Genomic DNA, 16,831 nt, shown 5'->3' on the forward strand with positions numbered 1-16,831 from the left:
GAAAGACACCCCAATGAAGAACATCAAGAAATCAGCCGCAGCCGCGGCGCTCATCGGGCTAGCGCTCCTGACGTCAGCCTGCTCCCCACCCACGCAAGCGGCCGCAGGACCAGCTTCGACGGCCGACGCCGGCAAAACCCTCAACGTCGGATTCTTCGGCTTCGCCAAGTCCAACGGCTTCGCCCAGGGAACCTTCCTCGGGGTCCAGCAGGCGGCCAAGGCCAATAACGCCACCGCCACGTTCGTGGACCCCAACTTCAACGCCCAGACCCAGGTCCAGCAGATCCAGGACGCAGTCACCTCAAAACAGTTCGAGGTGATCGTTGTCCAGGCGAACGACAACCAGGCCCTCATCGCACCACTGCAGCAGGCCGTCCAGGCTGGCATAACGGTGGTGGTCGAGTTCTCCGTTATCGGTCCGAAGTTCGACACTATCCAGCCCCAGGTCCCGGGTGCAATCAGCATCGTTGACCTTCCCACGAGCAACGGCAAGATGCTCGGCCAAATGGGCAAGGATGCCTGCGCCAAAGTCTCCAAAGACACGTGCAAGGTGGCCTACCTCGAGGGATTCAAGTCCCTGCCGCTGGATAACGCCAGGACCGAAGCGGTAAAAGCTGAGCTGGCCACTGATCCGAAGATCAAGCTGGTGGCCAGTGTCGAAGGCGGGTACACCCAGGACAGCGGCCGGCAGGCGTTCCAGAACGTTTCCCAGGCCAACCCGGACGTCGATGTCGTCATCGGCGCATCCCAAGCGATCACGGGTGCGGCCGCTGCCGCTGGCAATAGCAACATCAAGTTCATTGGCAACGGCGCATCCACTTCGAATGTCGAGGCCGTCCGATCCGGTAAATGGTTCTCCATCTACGTCAGTGACGTGGTGGCGAACGGCGCCAAGGCCACGGAACTCGGCCTTGCCAAGGCCCGGGGACAGCAGGTGGAAACGGCAGTGGACGAGGCGAGCCTGGCTCCCAACAAGGGCAACGGTACGAAGGAAGCCCTCGACGCCGTGAACTACGTCTCGAAGTACTCGGACTAGCCGGCTTACCCCCCCCTCGTGGTCCTGTCCTGCCGGGGCTGAAAACCCGGCAGGACAGGAGCCCCCGCCCCGGTCCCGGCAGGACCGGCCAAAACGTCCATTCCATCTCCCGAGGTCAAAATGGCTATACAACAGTTGGATACACCCGAGCGAGTCAATCGGAGTTCCGCTCCGGAAATCACCCTCTCCGGAATCGGAAAGCGGTACGGTGCCAGCACTGTGCTCCGCGATATCACGTTGTCGGTGGCTCCGGGGGAAATCCACGGCATCATGGGGGAAAACGGTGCCGGCAAGAGCACGCTGCTGAAGATCCTCGGCGGCGCAATCGGGGCAGATTCCGGCGTCGTCAAGCTTGACGACCGGGAGGTGAAGATCACCGAGCCCCGGGACGCCATCGCACAAGGAATATCCCTTATATCCCAGGAGCTGGCACTCATTCCTGGCCTTTCAGTGCTGGAGAACGTCTTCCTGGGCCGCTGGGCCAACACCGGAAGCCTGCTCCGTTCGGGGCGGGACGCCGATCACTTGGAGCGCCTCCTGGCCCAGACCGGCTTTGAGCTTGACCCCCGGGCGATGGCAGGGGATCTGCCCATCGGTCAGCAGCAGCAGGTCGAAATCCTGAAAGCCCTCGCCCGTGGCGCAAAGGTGCTGTGCATGGACGAGCCGACGGCGGTCTTGAACGAGGCCGAGAAAGCAAAGCTATTGAAGGTGATCAGGAGCCTCGCGCGTTTAGGCACCACCGTGATCCTCGTATCGCACTATCTGGAGGAAGTCCTCGGTTTAGTGGACCGAGTGACCATCCTCCGTGACGGACAGCACATCACCACGGAGGCCGCCTCGAGGCACACGCCGGAGTCCCTCGTCGGCCTGATGGTCGGCAGGGAGGTCGATTTCCTCATTCCGGAGGTCCCGCCGGTACCTTCGGAAGCAAAAACGGTGGTCCAGGTGGCGGGACTGAGCAGCTCAAGAGTGAAAGACGTCTCCTTCACGGTCCGCCAAGGCGAAATCCTGGGTATCGCCGGCCTGGTGGGCAGTGGCCGCAGCGAGACCCTGCTGGCCATGTTCGGTGCTGATCGAACCACCAGTGGATATGTCCGGATCAACGGCCGGCGCCTCCGTGCCAACTCCATCCGGGAAGCCATTAAAGCCGGAATGGCCCTCGTCCCCGAGTCGCGGAAAGAACAGGGCCTGGTCATGTCCCGGCCTGTGGACGAAAACATCGCCCTTTCCACCTTGTCGGGCCGATCACTGGGCGGTTTCGTCAGGGTAGCCCGGGAAAAGGCAGCCGTGTCCGAGATCAGCCATTCCGTCGACCTGCGCGGCGCCCGCCGCGGCTCGCTGATTGGCGATTTGTCCGGAGGAAACCAGCAGAAGGCGCTCTTCGCCAAGTGGCTGCTCAATCCTCCGGCGGTGCTGCTAGTGGACGAACCCACGCGTGGTGTCGACATCGCGGCCAAGGCGCGCATCCACGCCATGATCGCCGACCTCGCAGCAAAGGGCACGGCTGTCGTCGTCGTCAGCTCCGAACTCGAGGAAGTCATCGGTCTATCCCACCGAATCCATGTCATGAGGCAAGGCCGCATCGTTGCTGAATTCGACCGGAACGCCTCCCGCGATGAAGTCATGACTTCCGCATTTCTGAAATAGGTGAATCAAATGACCACAGTTACCGTTGCCGTGTCCAAGCCGGCCCAGAAGAAATTCAAGCTCAATGTCAGGGATTTCGGGATCGTCTTCGGACTGATCGCCATCATGCTGTTACTGACCCTCAATACCGGAACGTTCCTGACCGGCCGGAATTTCATCAACCTGTTCGACCAAGCTGCCATCGTGGGACTGTTGGCCGCTGCCGCCACACTGTGCATCGTCAGCGGTGTCTTCGATCTGTCCTCCACCGCAAACTTGGCTGTATCCGCCATCGCCGGAGTGATGATCACCCAGCACTTAGGGGTGATCGCGGGATTCGTCGGCGCCTTGGTGGTGGGGGGCGCCCTGGGAACCGTCACCGGCCTGATCGTGGTCGGCACGAAGGTGAATTCCTTCATAGGCACGCTGGCGGTGAGCATCATCTATCGCGGCCTTGCCATCGTGATCACGGGTGGAGCCATCGTCGCGCCGCTGCCCGAGCAACTTGCCTCCTTCCAGACGTGGACCTGGCCCAGCCTCTTTGGCCTCACTGCGGGCTCCGTGCTCATGGTCGCCATGACGATCGTCCTAGGCATCGTCCTCTGGCGCACGACGTTTGGGCGCAGGATTTACGCCGTGGGCGGCAACAAGGAAGCGGCACGCCTTAGCGGTATCCGCACCGGTTCCATCCACGTCGCCGTCTTTGCCATCAGCGGCGTGTGCTCCGCGATGGCCGGCATGATTCTTGCTTCGCGCGCAGGCTCAGCCCAGCCAGCCATGGCCCTCGGCGTCGAACTCACGGCCATTGCAGCCGTGGTCATCGGAGGCACCAGCATTCTCGGCGGACACGGCGCTATGTGGCGGGCCTTCGTCGGAGTCATGATCCTGACCGTCATCGGCAACGGCTTCAACCTGCTCCACTGGGACACCACCTACCAGCAGGTTGTCACCGGCGTCCTCATTCTGCTGGCAGTCGCCGCGGACGGATTGTTCTTCCGCAAGCGCGCCGGCTAGGCCCTATCGGAGGACGCTATATACGCCCTATCGGAGGACGCTATATACATGGAACATGGTCATGATTTGGTGAGGGAACTGCAGCAGGCTGAACAGGAGGCCGAACAATGCGCATAGGACTGCGGTTGCAGGGAACAAGCTGCCGGGCGTTGGTGCTGGACGGGCACAGCGTGGTGGCCGCTGCGGCTGCGGTGCGATGCACCACGCTTGCGGAGGCAGTCGACACCACCTTCGAAGAGCTTCGTCACGAGCTTGGTACGGAAATTACGAAAGTAACGGACATTACTTCCGACGCCGGACGAGTCCTCGCTGCACGGAAACCAGCCTCGGTCATCGCGATCCGGATTTCGCCCCGCCCGCCTGCCGACGCGTTCCACGTGACTGGGCTGCCTGCACTCGTCGAACCAGTGGTGGCCAGGACCGTCCACGTCGGCGGAGGCCACGACCTGCGGGGACGCCCCCTCGCTCCGCTAGGTTTGGAGGCTTTCCTTGCCGAACTTCCGGGCATCCTGTCCGGAGAGGTAAGGAACATTGCGATCACCTCCGTGGGGTCGACGGCGTCGAAGGATCACGAAACGCGCATTGCCGATGCCATCCTGTCCAGTGACAGCGAAATGCGCATCAGCATCTCCAGCGACTTCTATTCCAGTGTTTTCCGCGACCGTGACTACACAGCCATCCTGAACAGCGCCCTCATGGAAACAGGGGAGGACCTGGCCGCGATGCTGGATGCATCGGGACGGCGGCATTTTCCCTCCGCCACGATGTGGTTCGCCAAGAACGACGGCGGCCGCGCGCCGCTTGCGCGGCTGGCGGTGATTCCGATTCACGGGTTGCGACCCGAACCCGCTATGCAGATCCTCGGCGCGGCTACCTTGGCCGGCGCCCCGGACGGGGAGGTGGTCATCTGTGCGGACTCCGGGGTCACCGTGGGCCAAATCCGAGGGGGCCTCCCTGCGACGCGAAGCGTCATCCGCCAAGGGTATGAGGCGAGCCTCGCCAGCAACGCCGCCGTCGTCGAACCGTACACGGCCGACCACCCCGTCCGCCCTGCGGTCCCCTCGGTGATTGCCGACCTCCGAAGCGGACAGGACACCCCGCTCCCGTTCGGGCTGGTTCCCACGCTGGCAGCTGCGCACGACGCCGGACAGGTGGGGTCCGCCGTCGCGCCCCTGACCGCCTGGATCGACAGGTTGGAGACGGTGAGCGGGCGGGCGGACCTCCAGTTGGTGCAGCGTCGCGCGGAAGAAGATGCCGAGTCGGCAGCCGTTCAGTTGGGGGCGAGCCCCGGGCTCACGCGGATCATTGAATCGAACGTCTATGCGATGCCCTATGGCAACCCCGGCATCGTGCGGATCAGGGTCCAAGCCGCCGGTGAAGTCTCCGGGGACACGATTGAAGATGCCGCCGAAATTCACGTACGGACACCCTTCGGGGCGGGAGAGGGTGCCAGCCGATGGGCGCCCTGCTGACGGCAGAGGATGTCCGGCATCTACGAACCGGCGCACACTTCCTGGCCTGCACCATCGACCCGACAGCCATCTACGTTTACGCGGAAATGATCGAAAAGGCCATGGAAAACCGCGCTTTGGAGCTCATCTCGATTGACGAGCTGGCCCCCGATGACCTCGTGGTTGCGATCGGAATGGTCACCCAGGGCCTCTTCATCGCGGATATGCCTCCGGTAGGCGATGAGTTCATCGGGTGCATCCGTGCCATCGAGGCCAACCTCGGCCGACAGGTGCGGGCGATCTACTCGCTCGCCGCCGCCAACATCAACGGAATTGTTCCCCTCATGGTCGGGCTGCAGTCCTCGCTGCCGGTGATTGATTCCGACCCCATGGGCCGCGTTTTTCCATTGATCAGCCAAACCACCCTGAACATCGGCCACGTCCCCATCAGTCCGATCGCCCTCATGGGAGTGACCGGCGAACGGGCAGTGGTGGAGGCTCACAACCCTCAGCGGGCCGAAACCCTGGTGCGGGCCCTCGTCACGGAGATGGGTGGGTGGGCCGCTACAGCCATGTATCCGTGCTCAGCGGGCCAAATGCGCGAGCACGGAGTCCACGGCTCCATCAGCCGGATGATCCGAATCGGGGAGATCCTCGACGCTGAAACCTCGGTTGACCGCAAGTTCCAGCAGCTCGCTGAATTTCTTGGTGCTACCCGGATTGCCCGGGCCCGGGTGAGTCACGTCGAAGGACTGTCGCGCCCTTCGGACCTGGGCCTTCCGGCGCTGCCGTCCAGCGTGACGCTCGTGGACGAACGATCCGGGCAGATCATCCGCTTGGAGATCCAGAACGAAATCTTGCTGGTCCTGGTTGATGGCGCCATCGCAGCGGCCGTCCCGGACATCGTCTCGCTGCTCAACTCCGAGCACGGCACGGTCGTCAACATCGACGATGTGCGAGTGGGCGATGTCATTGACGTCCTGAAGATCACGGCTGCGGCGCAGTGGTACTCGAAGGCAGGCCTCGATCTTGCTGAACCGAAGGCCTTTGGTATTCCGATCGAACACCCAAGGCGGCACCATGCGTAGATCGAAAAGCGAGAACCATCTGGATGTCGCAGGGCTCCTGGCGCACGGCTCCCTCCGCGGCACCACCCCTCTGTATCTCACTCCGTCCAGTGCGGCAATCGACGGCGTCGTTCTTGTCTCCCAGCTCGATGCCATCCAGCGGGTGCGGCCCAACACCGTCATCGTCCTTTCCGCGGAGATGGGCTCCGGCGGTTGGCTGGTGTCCGCAGCCCTGCGGCACGCCTGGGAGCGGAAGGCCAGCGCCGTCGTCGTCGCTGGAAGTACCTACTCCAGCGCTGTGATCGGCCTCGCCGAGCGGCTGGGTATCACCTTGCTGGCTGCCGAGGGCGACACATCCGGCATAGCCCTCGCACTGGCCGCTGAAATCGGCGCTGCCCTTTCCGTGGTGGACGCCGAGCTGGCGCGGTTTGCCCGGGCGGTCGCGAAGGACACGACCTTGGGAGCCGTCCTGAAGACCATCTCCAGGGAGCTGGACGGTGTTGAAATCCTGCTGGAGTACGACGGCGTGAGCCTGGCGTCCGCGGGAACGCCCACCCGGGAGGCAGCCGAAATCATCACCGTGGATGTTCGCGGTTCGAATAGCTCCGTCCCGTCCAGGCTCACCGCAAGGGTGCCAAGATCCGGAGTCCACAACCTGCAGCTCGTCCGGTCGATCCTCGAGGTGGCCACGCCGTCGGTAAACGCTGCGTGGCTGTTGGGAGATGTCCTCGACACGGCGCGTGCAGTACCCACGGCGGCCCTGGTCGGCTTGAACCACGACCCCGGCTCCTCCTGGACCACGTTCGTGGAACGTCACCGGCACTTGCTCTTTCAGCTGGGCTGGCGTGGGGAGGAACAATATGTGGCCGTGTGGATCCGCAGGGCGTCGTTGGAAGCTCATCGTCCGGAGCTCACAGCGGTGCTGCGGCTGCTCTGGCGGAAAGTCACAGTCCGCAGCCCCCTGGCCGAAGTCCACGGTGGCTGGCTCGCTCTTGTTCCCGTCGGATACCAAGAGGCGGCGGACCAGCTCGAAGCGCGGATCCGGGTCCGTCTCGGGAAGTCATTGGAGGAACTGGGTCTGGGGGCAGGACTCTCTCGGTGGCGCGAGGAACCCGCCGCGCTGCCGAATATCGTCCGTGAATCCCGTTTGGCCGCTGAATCCGCTCTCTCGACGGGGCCCGGCACCGTGGCAGGCTTCGCCAATCTCGACGTTGCGGCGGCCGCGACGTTCGTCGATGAGGACTCGGTCCTGCTCGTGGCCGAACTGACGCTGCCGCTGCTCATGGCCAGCCCGGACAGAGACCTCGTCATTGCGGCTGCAGGGGCCTTCCTCGACCACCACGGCTCCGTCAGCCTCGCAGCAAGCTCCCTTGACCTGCACCGGAACACCCTGCAGACCCGGCTCAACCGTGCCCGCGAACTGGGCGTCCCCCTCGACATCCCAGCCAAGCTCTTGTCCGTCCATCTCATCCTCAGCACGCTTCGCCGCTCAATCCATAACAAGACGAGTACCGCCAATCCCGGCCAAACCAGAAAGGACTCCCATGAGTTCCCAGTTCGAAAACTTTGACGATGTCCATGCCGCCGCACAGGAAACCCCCGGCGTCATCCTGTTCACCGCTTCCGTCGTCGCCGACGCAGGCACCAGCATGGCGCGCATCTATACGAGCCACCCTGGGGTCTACCCCGTCGGCGGAAGGAAGACCCTGGACGGGGACACCAACCCGGTGTGGCTCGAGCAGGTCCTCAAGGGCCAGCAGCCGTTCCTTGGGGTGGATAAGGAAGCAGTCCGGGCATTCTTCTTCGACTCGGCAACCATTGAGTCGCTGGGTTGTGGTGCCATCGTCAACGTTCCGGTGGTAAGCAACGGTGAGACCATCGGATCCATGAACTTCCTTGCCCCTGAGGGTAGCTACGGGCAGTCATCGGTGGATGCGGCCGTGGAGATCGCCCAGCGCTCCGTGCCGCTGTTCGAACACGCGCTCGCCACCACCAACTAATCCTTCGCGGGCGGCCGCCACGGAGCGGCGCCCGCGAAAACAGCAGAAAGGAATCTCCACACGTGACCACTACGCCGCCGGGAACACTGACCATCCGGAACGCCCTCATCTTCGATGGCGAGGCCAGGAACCTGATCGAAGGTTCCATCACGGTCCGCGAAGGCCGGATCACGGAAGTGGGGCGAGACGTGGAAGAGGCCGGGAAAATCGTTGACGCCGACGGCCGTACCGTGATTCCCGGGCTCATCGATGCGCATTTCCATGCCTACGCGCTCAGCCTGACCGCCGCCAAGAACGAAACGGGGCCATTGAGCTACTCTGCGCTCGCAGGGGCCCGGCGACTTGAGGCGGCCTTGAACCGGGGCTTCACGAGCGTCCGTGACGTAGCGGGAGGAGACATAGGGCTTGCCAATGCCATCGACGAAGGCTTGTACGCAGGTCCGAGGTACTTCTTTACCGGCCCAGCCCTGAGCCAGACAGGCGGCCACGGTGACATCCGGGCCGCGGACGACGGCGGTTGCTTCCATGGCGGCCACATGTGCGAAGTGGTGGACGGCGCGGATGAGCTGCTGCGGGCCGTGCGGAACCGCTTCCGCACCGGAGCCACGGCCATCAAGCTCATGACGTCCGGCGGAGTCATTTCGCCCGTCGACCCCATCAGGGTTCCGCAGTACAGCTCGGCCGAAATCCGCACTGTAACCGAAGAGGCGTCCCGCCGGGGCAGTTATGCGACGGCCCACGCATACTCGCCCGAGGCCATCCGTCATTCGGTACTCAACGGGGTGCGCTGTATTGAGCACGGCAATCTGCTGGATGCCGAAACTGCCCGCTTGATGGCCGACAATGAGGTCTACCTGGTACCGACTTTGGCGACCTACGACGCGATGGCACGACGCGGCGAAGAAATCGGTCTCACGGAGATAGGGGCGGCCAAGAACCGGGAAGTGCTGGATGCCGGCCGGAACGCCGTCGTGTTGGCACGCGACGCGGGGGTCCGGATTGGATTTGGTACGGACCTCATGGGGGAACTGGAGGATGAGCAACTGGCCGGGCTCCGCCTGCAATGCGAAGCACTGGGTGTCTACGATGCGCTCCGCTCGGCAACATCGACCAACGCAGCCTTGTTGCGTCGCGATGACCTGGGCCGTATAGCCGAAGGAGCCTTGGGAGACCTGGTCATCCTGGACGGAAACCCTGTCGATGAACCGCCGGTGCTCTGGGACGAAAGTCGCACACGTATGGTCATCAAGGCCGGACAGGTCATCACTGGGCATTAGCCCGCCGCGCAGGCGGCCGGGGCTTCACGCCGGGCTCCGAAGCCCGTGTGGTCCAACATGCCGCGGTCCCGGCCCCACTAAGCTGTGGCCCATGGAAACAGTCGTCTGGTCCAAGCCGGAAAACGAACGTGCCGGGACGCCGCTCCTCGTGATGATGCACGGATACGGCACGGACGAGCAGCGAATGGTGAATCTCTTTCCGCAGATCCCGGAAGAATTCACCTGCGCCGCGCTTCGTGGGCCGATGCCGATCGGCGACCAGTACGGCTGGTTCCTGCTGGACTACTTCCTGGCCAACGACTTTGCGGACGTCATCACCGCCACCAACAAGGTGTTCGCCTGGATTGAGTCGATCAAGCGCAACCACAGCAGCGTCAGCCTCCTGGGCTATTCCCAAGGCATGGCCATGGCCAGCACGCTCCTGCGGCTGCGTCCGGATGGCTTCAAGGCGACCGTGGGCCTCTCCGGATTCGTGTTGGAAAACGACCTTCTGGCGCTCAGCGAGTCCTTCGATTCCCCGCCTCCGTTCTTTTGGGGGAGGGACAAAGCGGATCCGGTGGTCTTCAGGGACGCCATCGAGCACACCGAGGAATGGCTCAACAAGAACATGGCTCTCACCGCGAGAACCTACCCCGGCATGGGCCACCGGATCGAGGCCCGGGAAATGGCGGATGTCAGCGCTTTTCTGCGGTTCTACGTCCTTCGCTGAAGTGAGGCCTGCGTCACATTCGGGAGTGCTGGAAAAAAACTCTTGATTGCCAAAATTGTAAGCGCTTACACTCTTCTTCGGCGGTGCAAGGATGTGCCGCCGAAGACAGAAGATGAAAGGGTTGAGGCCGTGTTGAATGGTTAAGGCTCACCGCGTGACAATCCAGGACGTTGCCGTCCTCTCGGGCCTGTCAATATGCACCGTTTCACGCGCTCTGCGGAACCTGCCGAACGTGTCCGAAAAAGCCCAAGCGAAAGTGGCCGACGCCGCCGCCAAGCTCGGCTACAAGGCATCCTCCGCGGCCGCCCGGTTGGCCGGCGGAAGTACCGGCTCCATCGCCATCATCGCCCCCACAGCCACGGCCTGGTTCTTCGCCCAGGCCGTCGAAGCGGCCGAGGAAGTCTTCGGTGACAGCGGTTTCGACACCGTCCTGATCAGCCTGCGGGGCAAGTCGAGCGTCAAGCTGAAGATCTTCGGCGATCTCCTTGGGCTGTCCCAGCGCGTGGACGGAGTGCTGCTCCTCAACGTCGATTTGAGCGAATCGGAGGTTGCCCTCCTGGCCGCGTCGGGCCTTGCAGTTGCGAGCGTGGGGATGACTTCCGTACCGTGGGACAACGTAGGGATCGACGACGAACTCGCGGCTTGGCAGGCCACGTCACACCTGCTGGGGCTGGGCCATTGGGATCTGGCGGTGCTGTCCGGCCGCGAAACGCGAGAGAACTCGGTATTGACGGCCAGCGACAGGCTCAAGGGATTCGGCCGCGCATTGAAAGACCATCACCTGACCGTTCATCCGGACTTGGTCATCAACTCGGACTCCACAATCGACGGCGGACGCAAAGCCATGAATGAACTCATTGCCCACCGAAGCCTTCCAACGGCTGTGTTCGCGGACTGCGACGAGGCGGCTTTCGGGGCCCTCATGGCCATGCGCGAGCATGGATTGTCCGCACCGAAGAATGTCTCCGTGATCGGAATCGATGACCACCCCATGAGCTGGTTCCTTGGCCTGAGCACGGTGGCGCAGCCAGTAGCGGACCAAGGTGCCTTCGCAGCCAACCTCCTGGTGGAGCGGCTCCAGAACGCCGACGCCCCCCAACGAACCCTCCCACCATTTCCTTGACACGAAACTCATTGAACGCAAAACCACGCGCCGCCAGCGCTGAACGGACCACTCCCCACCATGACTGATACCCGAGCCACCCAGAAGACCGCCTGGACGGGCGCTACCGCGCTTCTTTTCGACCTCGACGGCGTGCTGACGCCAACCGCCGTCGTGCATGAGCAGGCTTGGCAGGAACTCTTCGACGGATACCTGGCCGAAACCGGCCATCCGGACGGTTACCAGGAGAGCGACTACTTCGACCACATCGACGGCAAGCCGCGCTTCGATGGTGTCCGGGATTTCCTCACGTCCCGTGGCATCACGTTGCCGGAAGGACCCACCGACGACGATCCCGCCAACACCAGCGTGCAGGGCCTGGGCAACCGCAAGAACCGGATCTTCAACGAGATCGTGGATTCGCGCGGGGTGGAGCCCTACGCGGGCTCTGTCCGTTTCATCCACGCCGCACTGGAGCTGGGACTCAAGCTCGCCGTCGTATCCTCTTCCCGCAACGCGCCCGCTGTCCTGAAGGCGGCGGGACTGGATGGCTACTTCCCGGTGGTGGTCGACGGCCAGGTGGCTGCCGCCGTCGGGCTCCCCGGCAAGCCGGATCCGGCCACGTTCCGTTACGCAGCCGAGTTGCTGGACGTGCCCGCCGAGGGCTGCGTCGTCGTCGAGGACGCAGTGTCCGGTGTGCAGGCCGGCAGCGCCGGGAACTTCCGCGCAGTGATCGGGGTGGACCGGGGGGCGGGTCACCAGACCCTGCTCGACGCCGGAGCGACATTCGTGGTCGACGACCTCGACGATCTTCTCTAACCAAGCCGTTTCACCAGAAACAGAAGGAACCCAACAGTCCATGGCACTCATCAGCTCCGACCGGCTGCGCTTCCCCTGCGAACCGTGGAAGCTCGTGGAGAGCATCCACGTTCCCGGCGATGCCGGTACGCTTGAAACCCTTTTCAGCCTCGGCAACGGCCACCTGGGCATCCGTGGCGCCCATTGGGCGGGGGCGGACGCTGAACTCCCCGGCACGTTCATCAACGGTTTCCACGAAACGTGGGACATCAAGCACGCCGAGAACGCTTATGGCTTCGCCCGCACGGGACAACGGATCGTCTATGTTCCGGATGCCAACAACTTCAACATCGTCATCGACGGCGAGCAGCTGAGCCTCACCGAGTCCGCAGTGCAGAATTACCGCCGCAGCATCGACTTCGCCACGGGCGTGTACGAATGCGCCGTGACGTGGGAGTGCCGTTCAGGCGCCATTGTCACCACGGTGGAGCGCCGCGCCGTCGGGATCGATTCCAGGGGTTCCCTGGGCATCGAGCTGAGCCTCATCGCAGACCGCCTGGTTTCCGCCGACGTCACCTCCTTGGTGATCAATCGGCAGGACCAGCCTGTGGAGGACCACTCGGCCCACGATCCGCGGCGTTCCGGCCGCCACGCCGGCAGGGTGTTGCTCCCGCTTCACCTTCAGGGCTCCGACGGATCCCTGCGCATGGCTTGGGAGACCGCAGAATCCAGGCAGCGCATCGGCATGGCCGTGGATCACTGGATTTCCGCCGAAGGCCAGCCTTTCGAGACCGTGGTGGGGGAGGACGAGTCCACTGTCCGCTACGTCATGGCCGTGAATGAGGGCGAGACGTTCCGCTTGGAGAAGAGCGTGAGCTACGTCGTGAACAGCGCCGATGCAGGCGCAGCGGACCCCGGCGAGATCCTTGCGTCGGACGCGGAATTGGGACTCGTGCCGTTCGACGCGCTCCTGGCCGAAGGTGCGGCGCACTACCGCGATTACTGGTCCACCGCGGACATCACCATTGGCGGCCAGCCCGAACAGCAGCAGGCCGTTCGCTGGAGCCTGTTCCAGCTCGCCCAGGCCACCGCGCGCGCCGGCGTCGCCGGCATCCCGGCGAAGGGTGTCAGCGGCTCAGGCTATGAGGGCCACTACTTCTGGGACCAGGAGGTGTACCTGCTGCCGTACCTGACGTACACCAACCCGGCCGCGGCCCGCCAGGTGCTGGAATCCCGCCATGCGATGCTTCCGGACGCCCGGATCCGGGCCAAGGAACTCAGCGTGGACGGTGCGCTGTTCCCGTGGCGCACCATCAACGGCCTCGAGGCCAGCGCCTACTACGCCGCCGGCACGGCGCAGTTCCACATCGCCGCCGCCATCTCCTTCGCCGCCAACCGCTACCAGTGGGCCAGCGGCGACGCGAGCTTCCGCGCCGAAGTGGGCGCCGACCTGTTGATCGAAACAGCGCGGATGTGGGCGTCGCTGGGCTTCTTCGGCAAGGACGGCCTGTTCCACATTCACGGCGTCACCGGCCCGGATGAATACACGGCCGTGGTCAACGACAACCTTTACACCAACGTCATGGCCCGCTTTAACCTGCGGGCCGCCGCGGCACTGGAACACCCGGACGTCCCGGATACCGAGCGGATGGTGTGGCAACAAGCCGCCGCGCGCATGTCCCTTCCCTACGATCCGGACATGGAGATCTACAGCCAGGACAACGACTTCATGACCCTGGAGCCGTGGGATTGGTCCACGCCGCGCTCCAAGTACCCGCTCCTGCTTAACTTCCACCCGCTGGTGATCTACCGGCACCAAGTCCTCAAGCAGGCGGACACGGTGTTGGCGATGTTCCTGCAGTGGCAGGACTTCACGGCCGAGGAAAAGCAGCGCGCGTTCGACTTCTACGATCCCATCACCACCGGCGACTCCACCTTGTCCGCTTGTGTCCAAGGCATCATGGCGGCCGAGGTGGGCTACTCCGACATCGCGCTCAAGCACTTCACCGAGGCCTTGTTCATCGACCTGGACAACACCCACAACAACACCGTTGACGGCGTGCACATCGCGTCCACCGGTGGCATCTGGAGTTCATTGGTGTGCGGGTTCGCGGGCATGCGGGACCAAGGCCACGTCCCGCACTTCGATCCGCGGCTGCCGGCCGAGTGGGACAGCCTGTCCTTCCGGCTCAAAATCCGCGGGCGGCTCTTGTCCGTCGAGCTGCGGCCAGGGTCCATCAGCCTTTCGCTCGTTGCGGACGCAGGTTCAGCGCCCGACGCCGGTAGGGAACCTTTGGAGGTCAGCGTGCGCGGCGAGCGGCTCGTCGTCGGCGTCGAGACGGTCACTGTGCCCCTCGACGACGTGCCGCACCCCGCGCCGTCCGTCTTCCCGAGCCTCTTCCCGACGGCGGGACTTCCCGTGATCGGAAGCGCGCGGGCCTAAGCCATCGACTGCTGAGTAACTGTCGTTCTGGGCGCTCAGAACGACAGTTACTCAGCAGCGGATGCAAGCCGCAGGCTACCCAGCATGTGGCGGCACCGGAAGGCCGATGGCGGGGCCGCGCAGGAAGTCCTCAATCGCGTCGGCGGCTGCGGAAGCTCCCCCGGAGCCGCGGACGCGTGCGCTCATCGCCTCAAGGTTGCCCCTGATCGCCTGGTCGCCGCTGACGTCAAGGACCGTGTCGCGGATCAGCTGCGGGGAGAGCCCCTCCAGCCGGAGCCGCCGCCCGAGTCCAAGATCCTCCACGCGGCGCGCATTGGCTCCTTGCTCAGGCTGCAGAGGGAAGGCCACCAACGGCACCCCGAAATAGAGGGCCTCCATGGTCGAGTTCATCCCGGTGTGGGAAAGGAAGGCGGAAGCGTGCGGCAGGACTTCCAGCTGCGGAAAGAAGGGCCGTACCTCAAAGTTCTCCGGGATGTCTCCCAGCTCCGACTCCTCGACGCGCTCTCCGATTGCCATGGCAACTTGCCACTCGGTGCCCGCGAATCCTTCCAGGCACATCCTGAAGAAATCCAGGCGGTCATTCAACGGGGTTGTGCCCAGAGAGACGAACAACAGTGGACTGTCCTTCACCCGGGGTTGCCAGGCCTCCTCGTTGCCTCGCAAGCCAAGGCAAGGGCCCACGAAGTGGAACCTGGCATCGAAAGTCTCTCCCGAGGGCTGGAATTCCCTTGGGATGAAGGAGATGTTCAACGACGCAGGCGGGCCTCCCATGAATTGCAGATGGCCCACGCCATGCTCCGCGGCGAAATCATGGATCCGCTGGCCGACCTGTTTCCAGGCCTCCACCATGCCTGGCGGCGGCGGGCCCGGCATGAGATCCCGCATCGAGAAATGTTCATTGGTGGCGTAGCTCGGAAGCAACGCAATATCGGGCAAGGCCAACTTCGCGGCAGCCATCTTCCCGGAGAGCGTCATGGCATCGTAGGCCAACCCGTCCGGCGGATCCTCGGCCAGTCGGGCCAGCAGCGCCGGGAACTCCTCCCTCGCGCCCTTGAGGATCCGCTCGAGCAGTCCCGACATCATTCCGGACGGCATTCCCGCGAACATCCCCGTCATCGGCGAAGGTGCCGGAGCCCCCTCGGCCGGCGCCGGGCCACCCTCTGCGGAACGCTCGCGCGGCGGGAGGAAGGCCGCCAGGTCCTCTCCACTCGGAAAGAACGCGGCGCCGGCGGATTCAACGGCCTTCGCGTACTTCGCCGACGTGGCGTACGTGACCCGGTGGCCTCTACGGACCAGCTCTGCGACCACTGGCAAGGTCGGGTTCACATGTCCCGCGGCAGGCAAACAAATGAAGGCTATATGCATGGCGCCACTTCCTCGGGTGTCGGATGCTTCACTTGGAGAGATCGGTGCCATGAACGCTGCGCCGGCGTGATTTCAGCCCAGTCTCCAACTTGGTCCGCACCTCGCGCTTCACCCGCGCGGCAAGCTCGGTCTCATGCATTTCCAGGAAGGTCCGGACGGCGCGCGGATCCCACGGCACCAAGGACCGCAGCGCCCAACTGACTGCCTTGACCACGGTGTCGTCGCGATCATTGATCAAGATCCCGACGACGCCGAGCGTCCGCTGTGTGTCGCCCGTTCCCCACCGGGACCTCGTGTTCAGGACTGTCGTGGAGACAAGCGCAATGCGCCGCCACCAATGGTCCGGGCTCCGTGCCCAGCGGTCGACGACGGTGTCCGGGATGAGCCCTTCCCGCCACGCGGGTCCCACCAAGACGGTCGCAAAAGCATCGGCCTGCCCCCAAGTGGTGATGCCTTCTCCCAAGTGTTCAAGCCGGGCTGGCGTCAGCTCGGCGAAAGCCGCCTGGTGGGCATTGATGAATTCCCATCCCTCCCAGGCAAAGCCGGCTCGCACAAGCCCTTCGGCGAGATTGAAGACGACGGCGGCGTCCATCGTGGCGATTTCCGCTGAAACCCGGCGGCGGACGGTGCGGAAGCTCGCGGCGTCGTGCTTCTCCAAAGCGCGCAGTTCCCCGAGGACGCGCGCCAATAATTGCCCCGGTTGGGTATCCCCCGGAGAGACGAGTACTCCGTGCGAAGCCACTTTCGGCCCCCCGATTTCGCCGGCTGAACGCTATTTTGCGGGGGCGTCGTCGGTATCCGGCCCTTCGGCGGGTTCCTGGCTGTGAAGGCCCGTATCGTGGGGCACCCAGCCCTCGGTTTCCCCTTCGGCAGGGGCGTCACTGTGGTGGCGGACGTCGTTGGTCTCTGCTGCCTTGTTCATTCCGGATACTTCCTGTCCTTC

General features: G+C 64.0%; 15 protein-coding genes. 12 read left to right on the forward strand and 3 right to left on the reverse strand.

The annotated features are described in order from the left end of the window. Positions 1–13 precede the first annotated feature (13 nt). The 12 genes from QRN45_RS16475 (at position 14) to QRN45_RS16530 (ending at position 14,523) form a co-directional block, all read left to right on the forward strand. Positions 14–1,036 (forward strand): sugar ABC transporter substrate-binding protein, encoded by a 1,023-nt coding sequence (locus QRN45_RS16475; protein WP_241707254.1) that lies wholly within the window; start codon positions 14–16, stop codon positions 1,034–1,036. 120 nt (positions 1,037–1,156) lie between these two features. Then, positions 1,157–2,683, forward strand: coding sequence for a sugar ABC transporter ATP-binding protein (locus QRN45_RS16480; protein ID WP_284764047.1), 1,527 nt, complete (start codon positions 1,157–1,159; stop codon positions 2,681–2,683). A 9-nt stretch (positions 2,684–2,692) separates the two neighbouring features. Further along, a complete protein-coding gene (locus QRN45_RS16485) occupies positions 2,693–3,676 on the forward strand; it encodes an ABC transporter permease (protein ID WP_284764048.1) in 984 nt (327 codons plus the stop codon). Positions 3,677–3,783: 107 nt separating this feature from the next. Beyond that, positions 3,784–5,148, forward strand: a complete 1,365-nt coding sequence (locus QRN45_RS16490) for a hydantoinase/oxoprolinase family protein (RefSeq protein ID WP_264637227.1) — start codon at positions 3,784–3,786, stop codon at positions 5,146–5,148. Then, positions 5,133–6,215, forward strand: a complete 1,083-nt coding sequence (locus QRN45_RS16495; protein WP_241707258.1) for a DUF917 domain-containing protein — start codon at positions 5,133–5,135, stop codon at positions 6,213–6,215. Before QRN45_RS16490 ends, QRN45_RS16495 begins: the two co-directional genes overlap by 16 nt. Beyond that, positions 6,208–7,764 carry a helix-turn-helix domain-containing protein gene (locus QRN45_RS16500; RefSeq protein ID WP_241707259.1) on the forward strand — a complete coding sequence of 519 codons (1,557 nt, stop codon included), beginning with the start codon at positions 6,208–6,210 and terminating at the stop codon, positions 7,762–7,764. The genes QRN45_RS16495 and QRN45_RS16500 overlap by 8 nt, the downstream gene beginning before the upstream one ends. Then, entirely contained in the window at positions 7,739–8,194 is a 456-nt protein-coding gene (locus tag QRN45_RS16505; RefSeq protein ID WP_241707260.1) for a GAF domain-containing protein, read from the forward strand. The genes QRN45_RS16500 and QRN45_RS16505 overlap by 26 nt, the downstream gene beginning before the upstream one ends. 62 nt (positions 8,195–8,256) lie before the next feature. Then, on the forward strand, positions 8,257–9,471 hold the full coding sequence (locus QRN45_RS16510; protein ID WP_284764049.1) for a metal-dependent hydrolase family protein: 1,215 nt from the start codon (positions 8,257–8,259) through the stop codon (positions 9,469–9,471). A gap of 91 nt (positions 9,472–9,562) precedes the next feature. Then, on the forward strand, positions 9,563–10,180 hold the full coding sequence (locus tag QRN45_RS16515) for an alpha/beta hydrolase (protein WP_284764051.1): 618 nt from the start codon (positions 9,563–9,565) through the stop codon (positions 10,178–10,180). A 154-nt stretch (positions 10,181–10,334) separates the two neighbouring features. Beyond that, the gene (locus QRN45_RS16520) at positions 10,335–11,303 is read left to right on the forward strand and encodes a LacI family DNA-binding transcriptional regulator (RefSeq protein WP_284764053.1); all 969 of its coding nucleotides are present in this window, start codon (positions 10,335–10,337) and stop codon (positions 11,301–11,303) included. A 60-nt stretch (positions 11,304–11,363) separates the two neighbouring features. Further along, positions 11,364–12,101 (forward strand): HAD family hydrolase, encoded by a 738-nt coding sequence (locus QRN45_RS16525; protein WP_284764054.1) that lies wholly within the window; start codon positions 11,364–11,366, stop codon positions 12,099–12,101. A 40-nt stretch (positions 12,102–12,141) separates the two neighbouring features. Next, a complete protein-coding gene (locus QRN45_RS16530) occupies positions 12,142–14,523 on the forward strand; it encodes a glycoside hydrolase family 65 protein (protein WP_284764056.1) in 2,382 nt (793 codons plus the stop codon). A 75-nt stretch (positions 14,524–14,598) separates the two neighbouring features. On the opposite strand, the gene QRN45_RS16535 is transcribed toward QRN45_RS16530, so the two are convergent. From QRN45_RS16535 to QRN45_RS16545, 3 genes are read right to left on the reverse strand one after another with little or no spacing between them, the layout of a single operon-like run. Continuing rightward, the gene (locus QRN45_RS16535) at positions 14,599–15,888 is read right to left on the reverse strand and encodes a macrolide family glycosyltransferase (RefSeq protein WP_284764057.1); all 1,290 of its coding nucleotides are present in this window, start codon (positions 15,886–15,888) and stop codon (positions 14,599–14,601) included. 28 nt (positions 15,889–15,916) lie between these two features. Then, on the reverse strand, positions 15,917–16,630 hold the full coding sequence (locus tag QRN45_RS16540; protein ID WP_241707270.1) for a DNA alkylation repair protein: 714 nt from the start codon (positions 16,628–16,630) through the stop codon (positions 15,917–15,919). Between the two features lie 30 nt (positions 16,631–16,660). Further along, the gene (locus QRN45_RS16545) at positions 16,661–16,810 is read right to left on the reverse strand and encodes a hypothetical protein (RefSeq protein WP_171983445.1); all 150 of its coding nucleotides are present in this window, start codon (positions 16,808–16,810) and stop codon (positions 16,661–16,663) included. Positions 16,811–16,831: the final 21 nt, after the last annotated feature.

It is taken from the genome of Arthrobacter sp. efr-133-R2A-63 (genome assembly GCF_030209795.1).
Lineage (GTDB): Bacteria > Actinomycetota > Actinomycetes > Actinomycetales > Micrococcaceae > Arthrobacter > Arthrobacter bambusae_A.

Bases quoted from the DNA above. Each gene is read 5' to 3' on its own strand.
- QRN45_RS16475 (WP_241707254.1), top strand. From the start codon at position 14: ATGAAGAACATCAAGAAATCAGCCGCAGCCGCGGCGCTCATCGGGCTA.
- QRN45_RS16515 (WP_284764051.1), top strand. From the start codon at position 9,563: ATGGAAACAGTCGTCTGGTCCAAGCCGGAAAACGAACGTGCCGGGACG.
- QRN45_RS16495 (WP_241707258.1), top strand. From the start codon at position 5,133: ATGGGCGCCCTGCTGACGGCAGAGGATGTCCGGCATCTACGAACCGGC.
- QRN45_RS16485 (WP_284764048.1), top strand. From the start codon at position 2,693: ATGACCACAGTTACCGTTGCCGTGTCCAAGCCGGCCCAGAAGAAATTC.
- QRN45_RS16500 (WP_241707259.1), top strand. From the start codon at position 6,208: ATGCGTAGATCGAAAAGCGAGAACCATCTGGATGTCGCAGGGCTCCTG.
- QRN45_RS16535 (WP_284764057.1), bottom strand. From the start codon at position 15,888: ATGCATATAGCCTTCATTTGTTTGCCTGCCGCGGGACATGTGAACCCG.
- QRN45_RS16545 (WP_171983445.1), bottom strand. From the start codon at position 16,810: ATGAACAAGGCAGCAGAGACCAACGACGTCCGCCACCACAGTGACGCC.
- QRN45_RS16480 (WP_284764047.1), top strand. From the start codon at position 1,157: ATGGCTATACAACAGTTGGATACACCCGAGCGAGTCAATCGGAGTTCC.
- QRN45_RS16525 (WP_284764054.1), top strand. From the start codon at position 11,364: ATGACTGATACCCGAGCCACCCAGAAGACCGCCTGGACGGGCGCTACC.
- QRN45_RS16505 (WP_241707260.1), top strand. From the start codon at position 7,739: ATGAGTTCCCAGTTCGAAAACTTTGACGATGTCCATGCCGCCGCACAG.
- QRN45_RS16490 (WP_264637227.1), top strand. From the start codon at position 3,784: ATGCGCATAGGACTGCGGTTGCAGGGAACAAGCTGCCGGGCGTTGGTG.
- QRN45_RS16530 (WP_284764056.1), top strand. From the start codon at position 12,142: ATGGCACTCATCAGCTCCGACCGGCTGCGCTTCCCCTGCGAACCGTGG.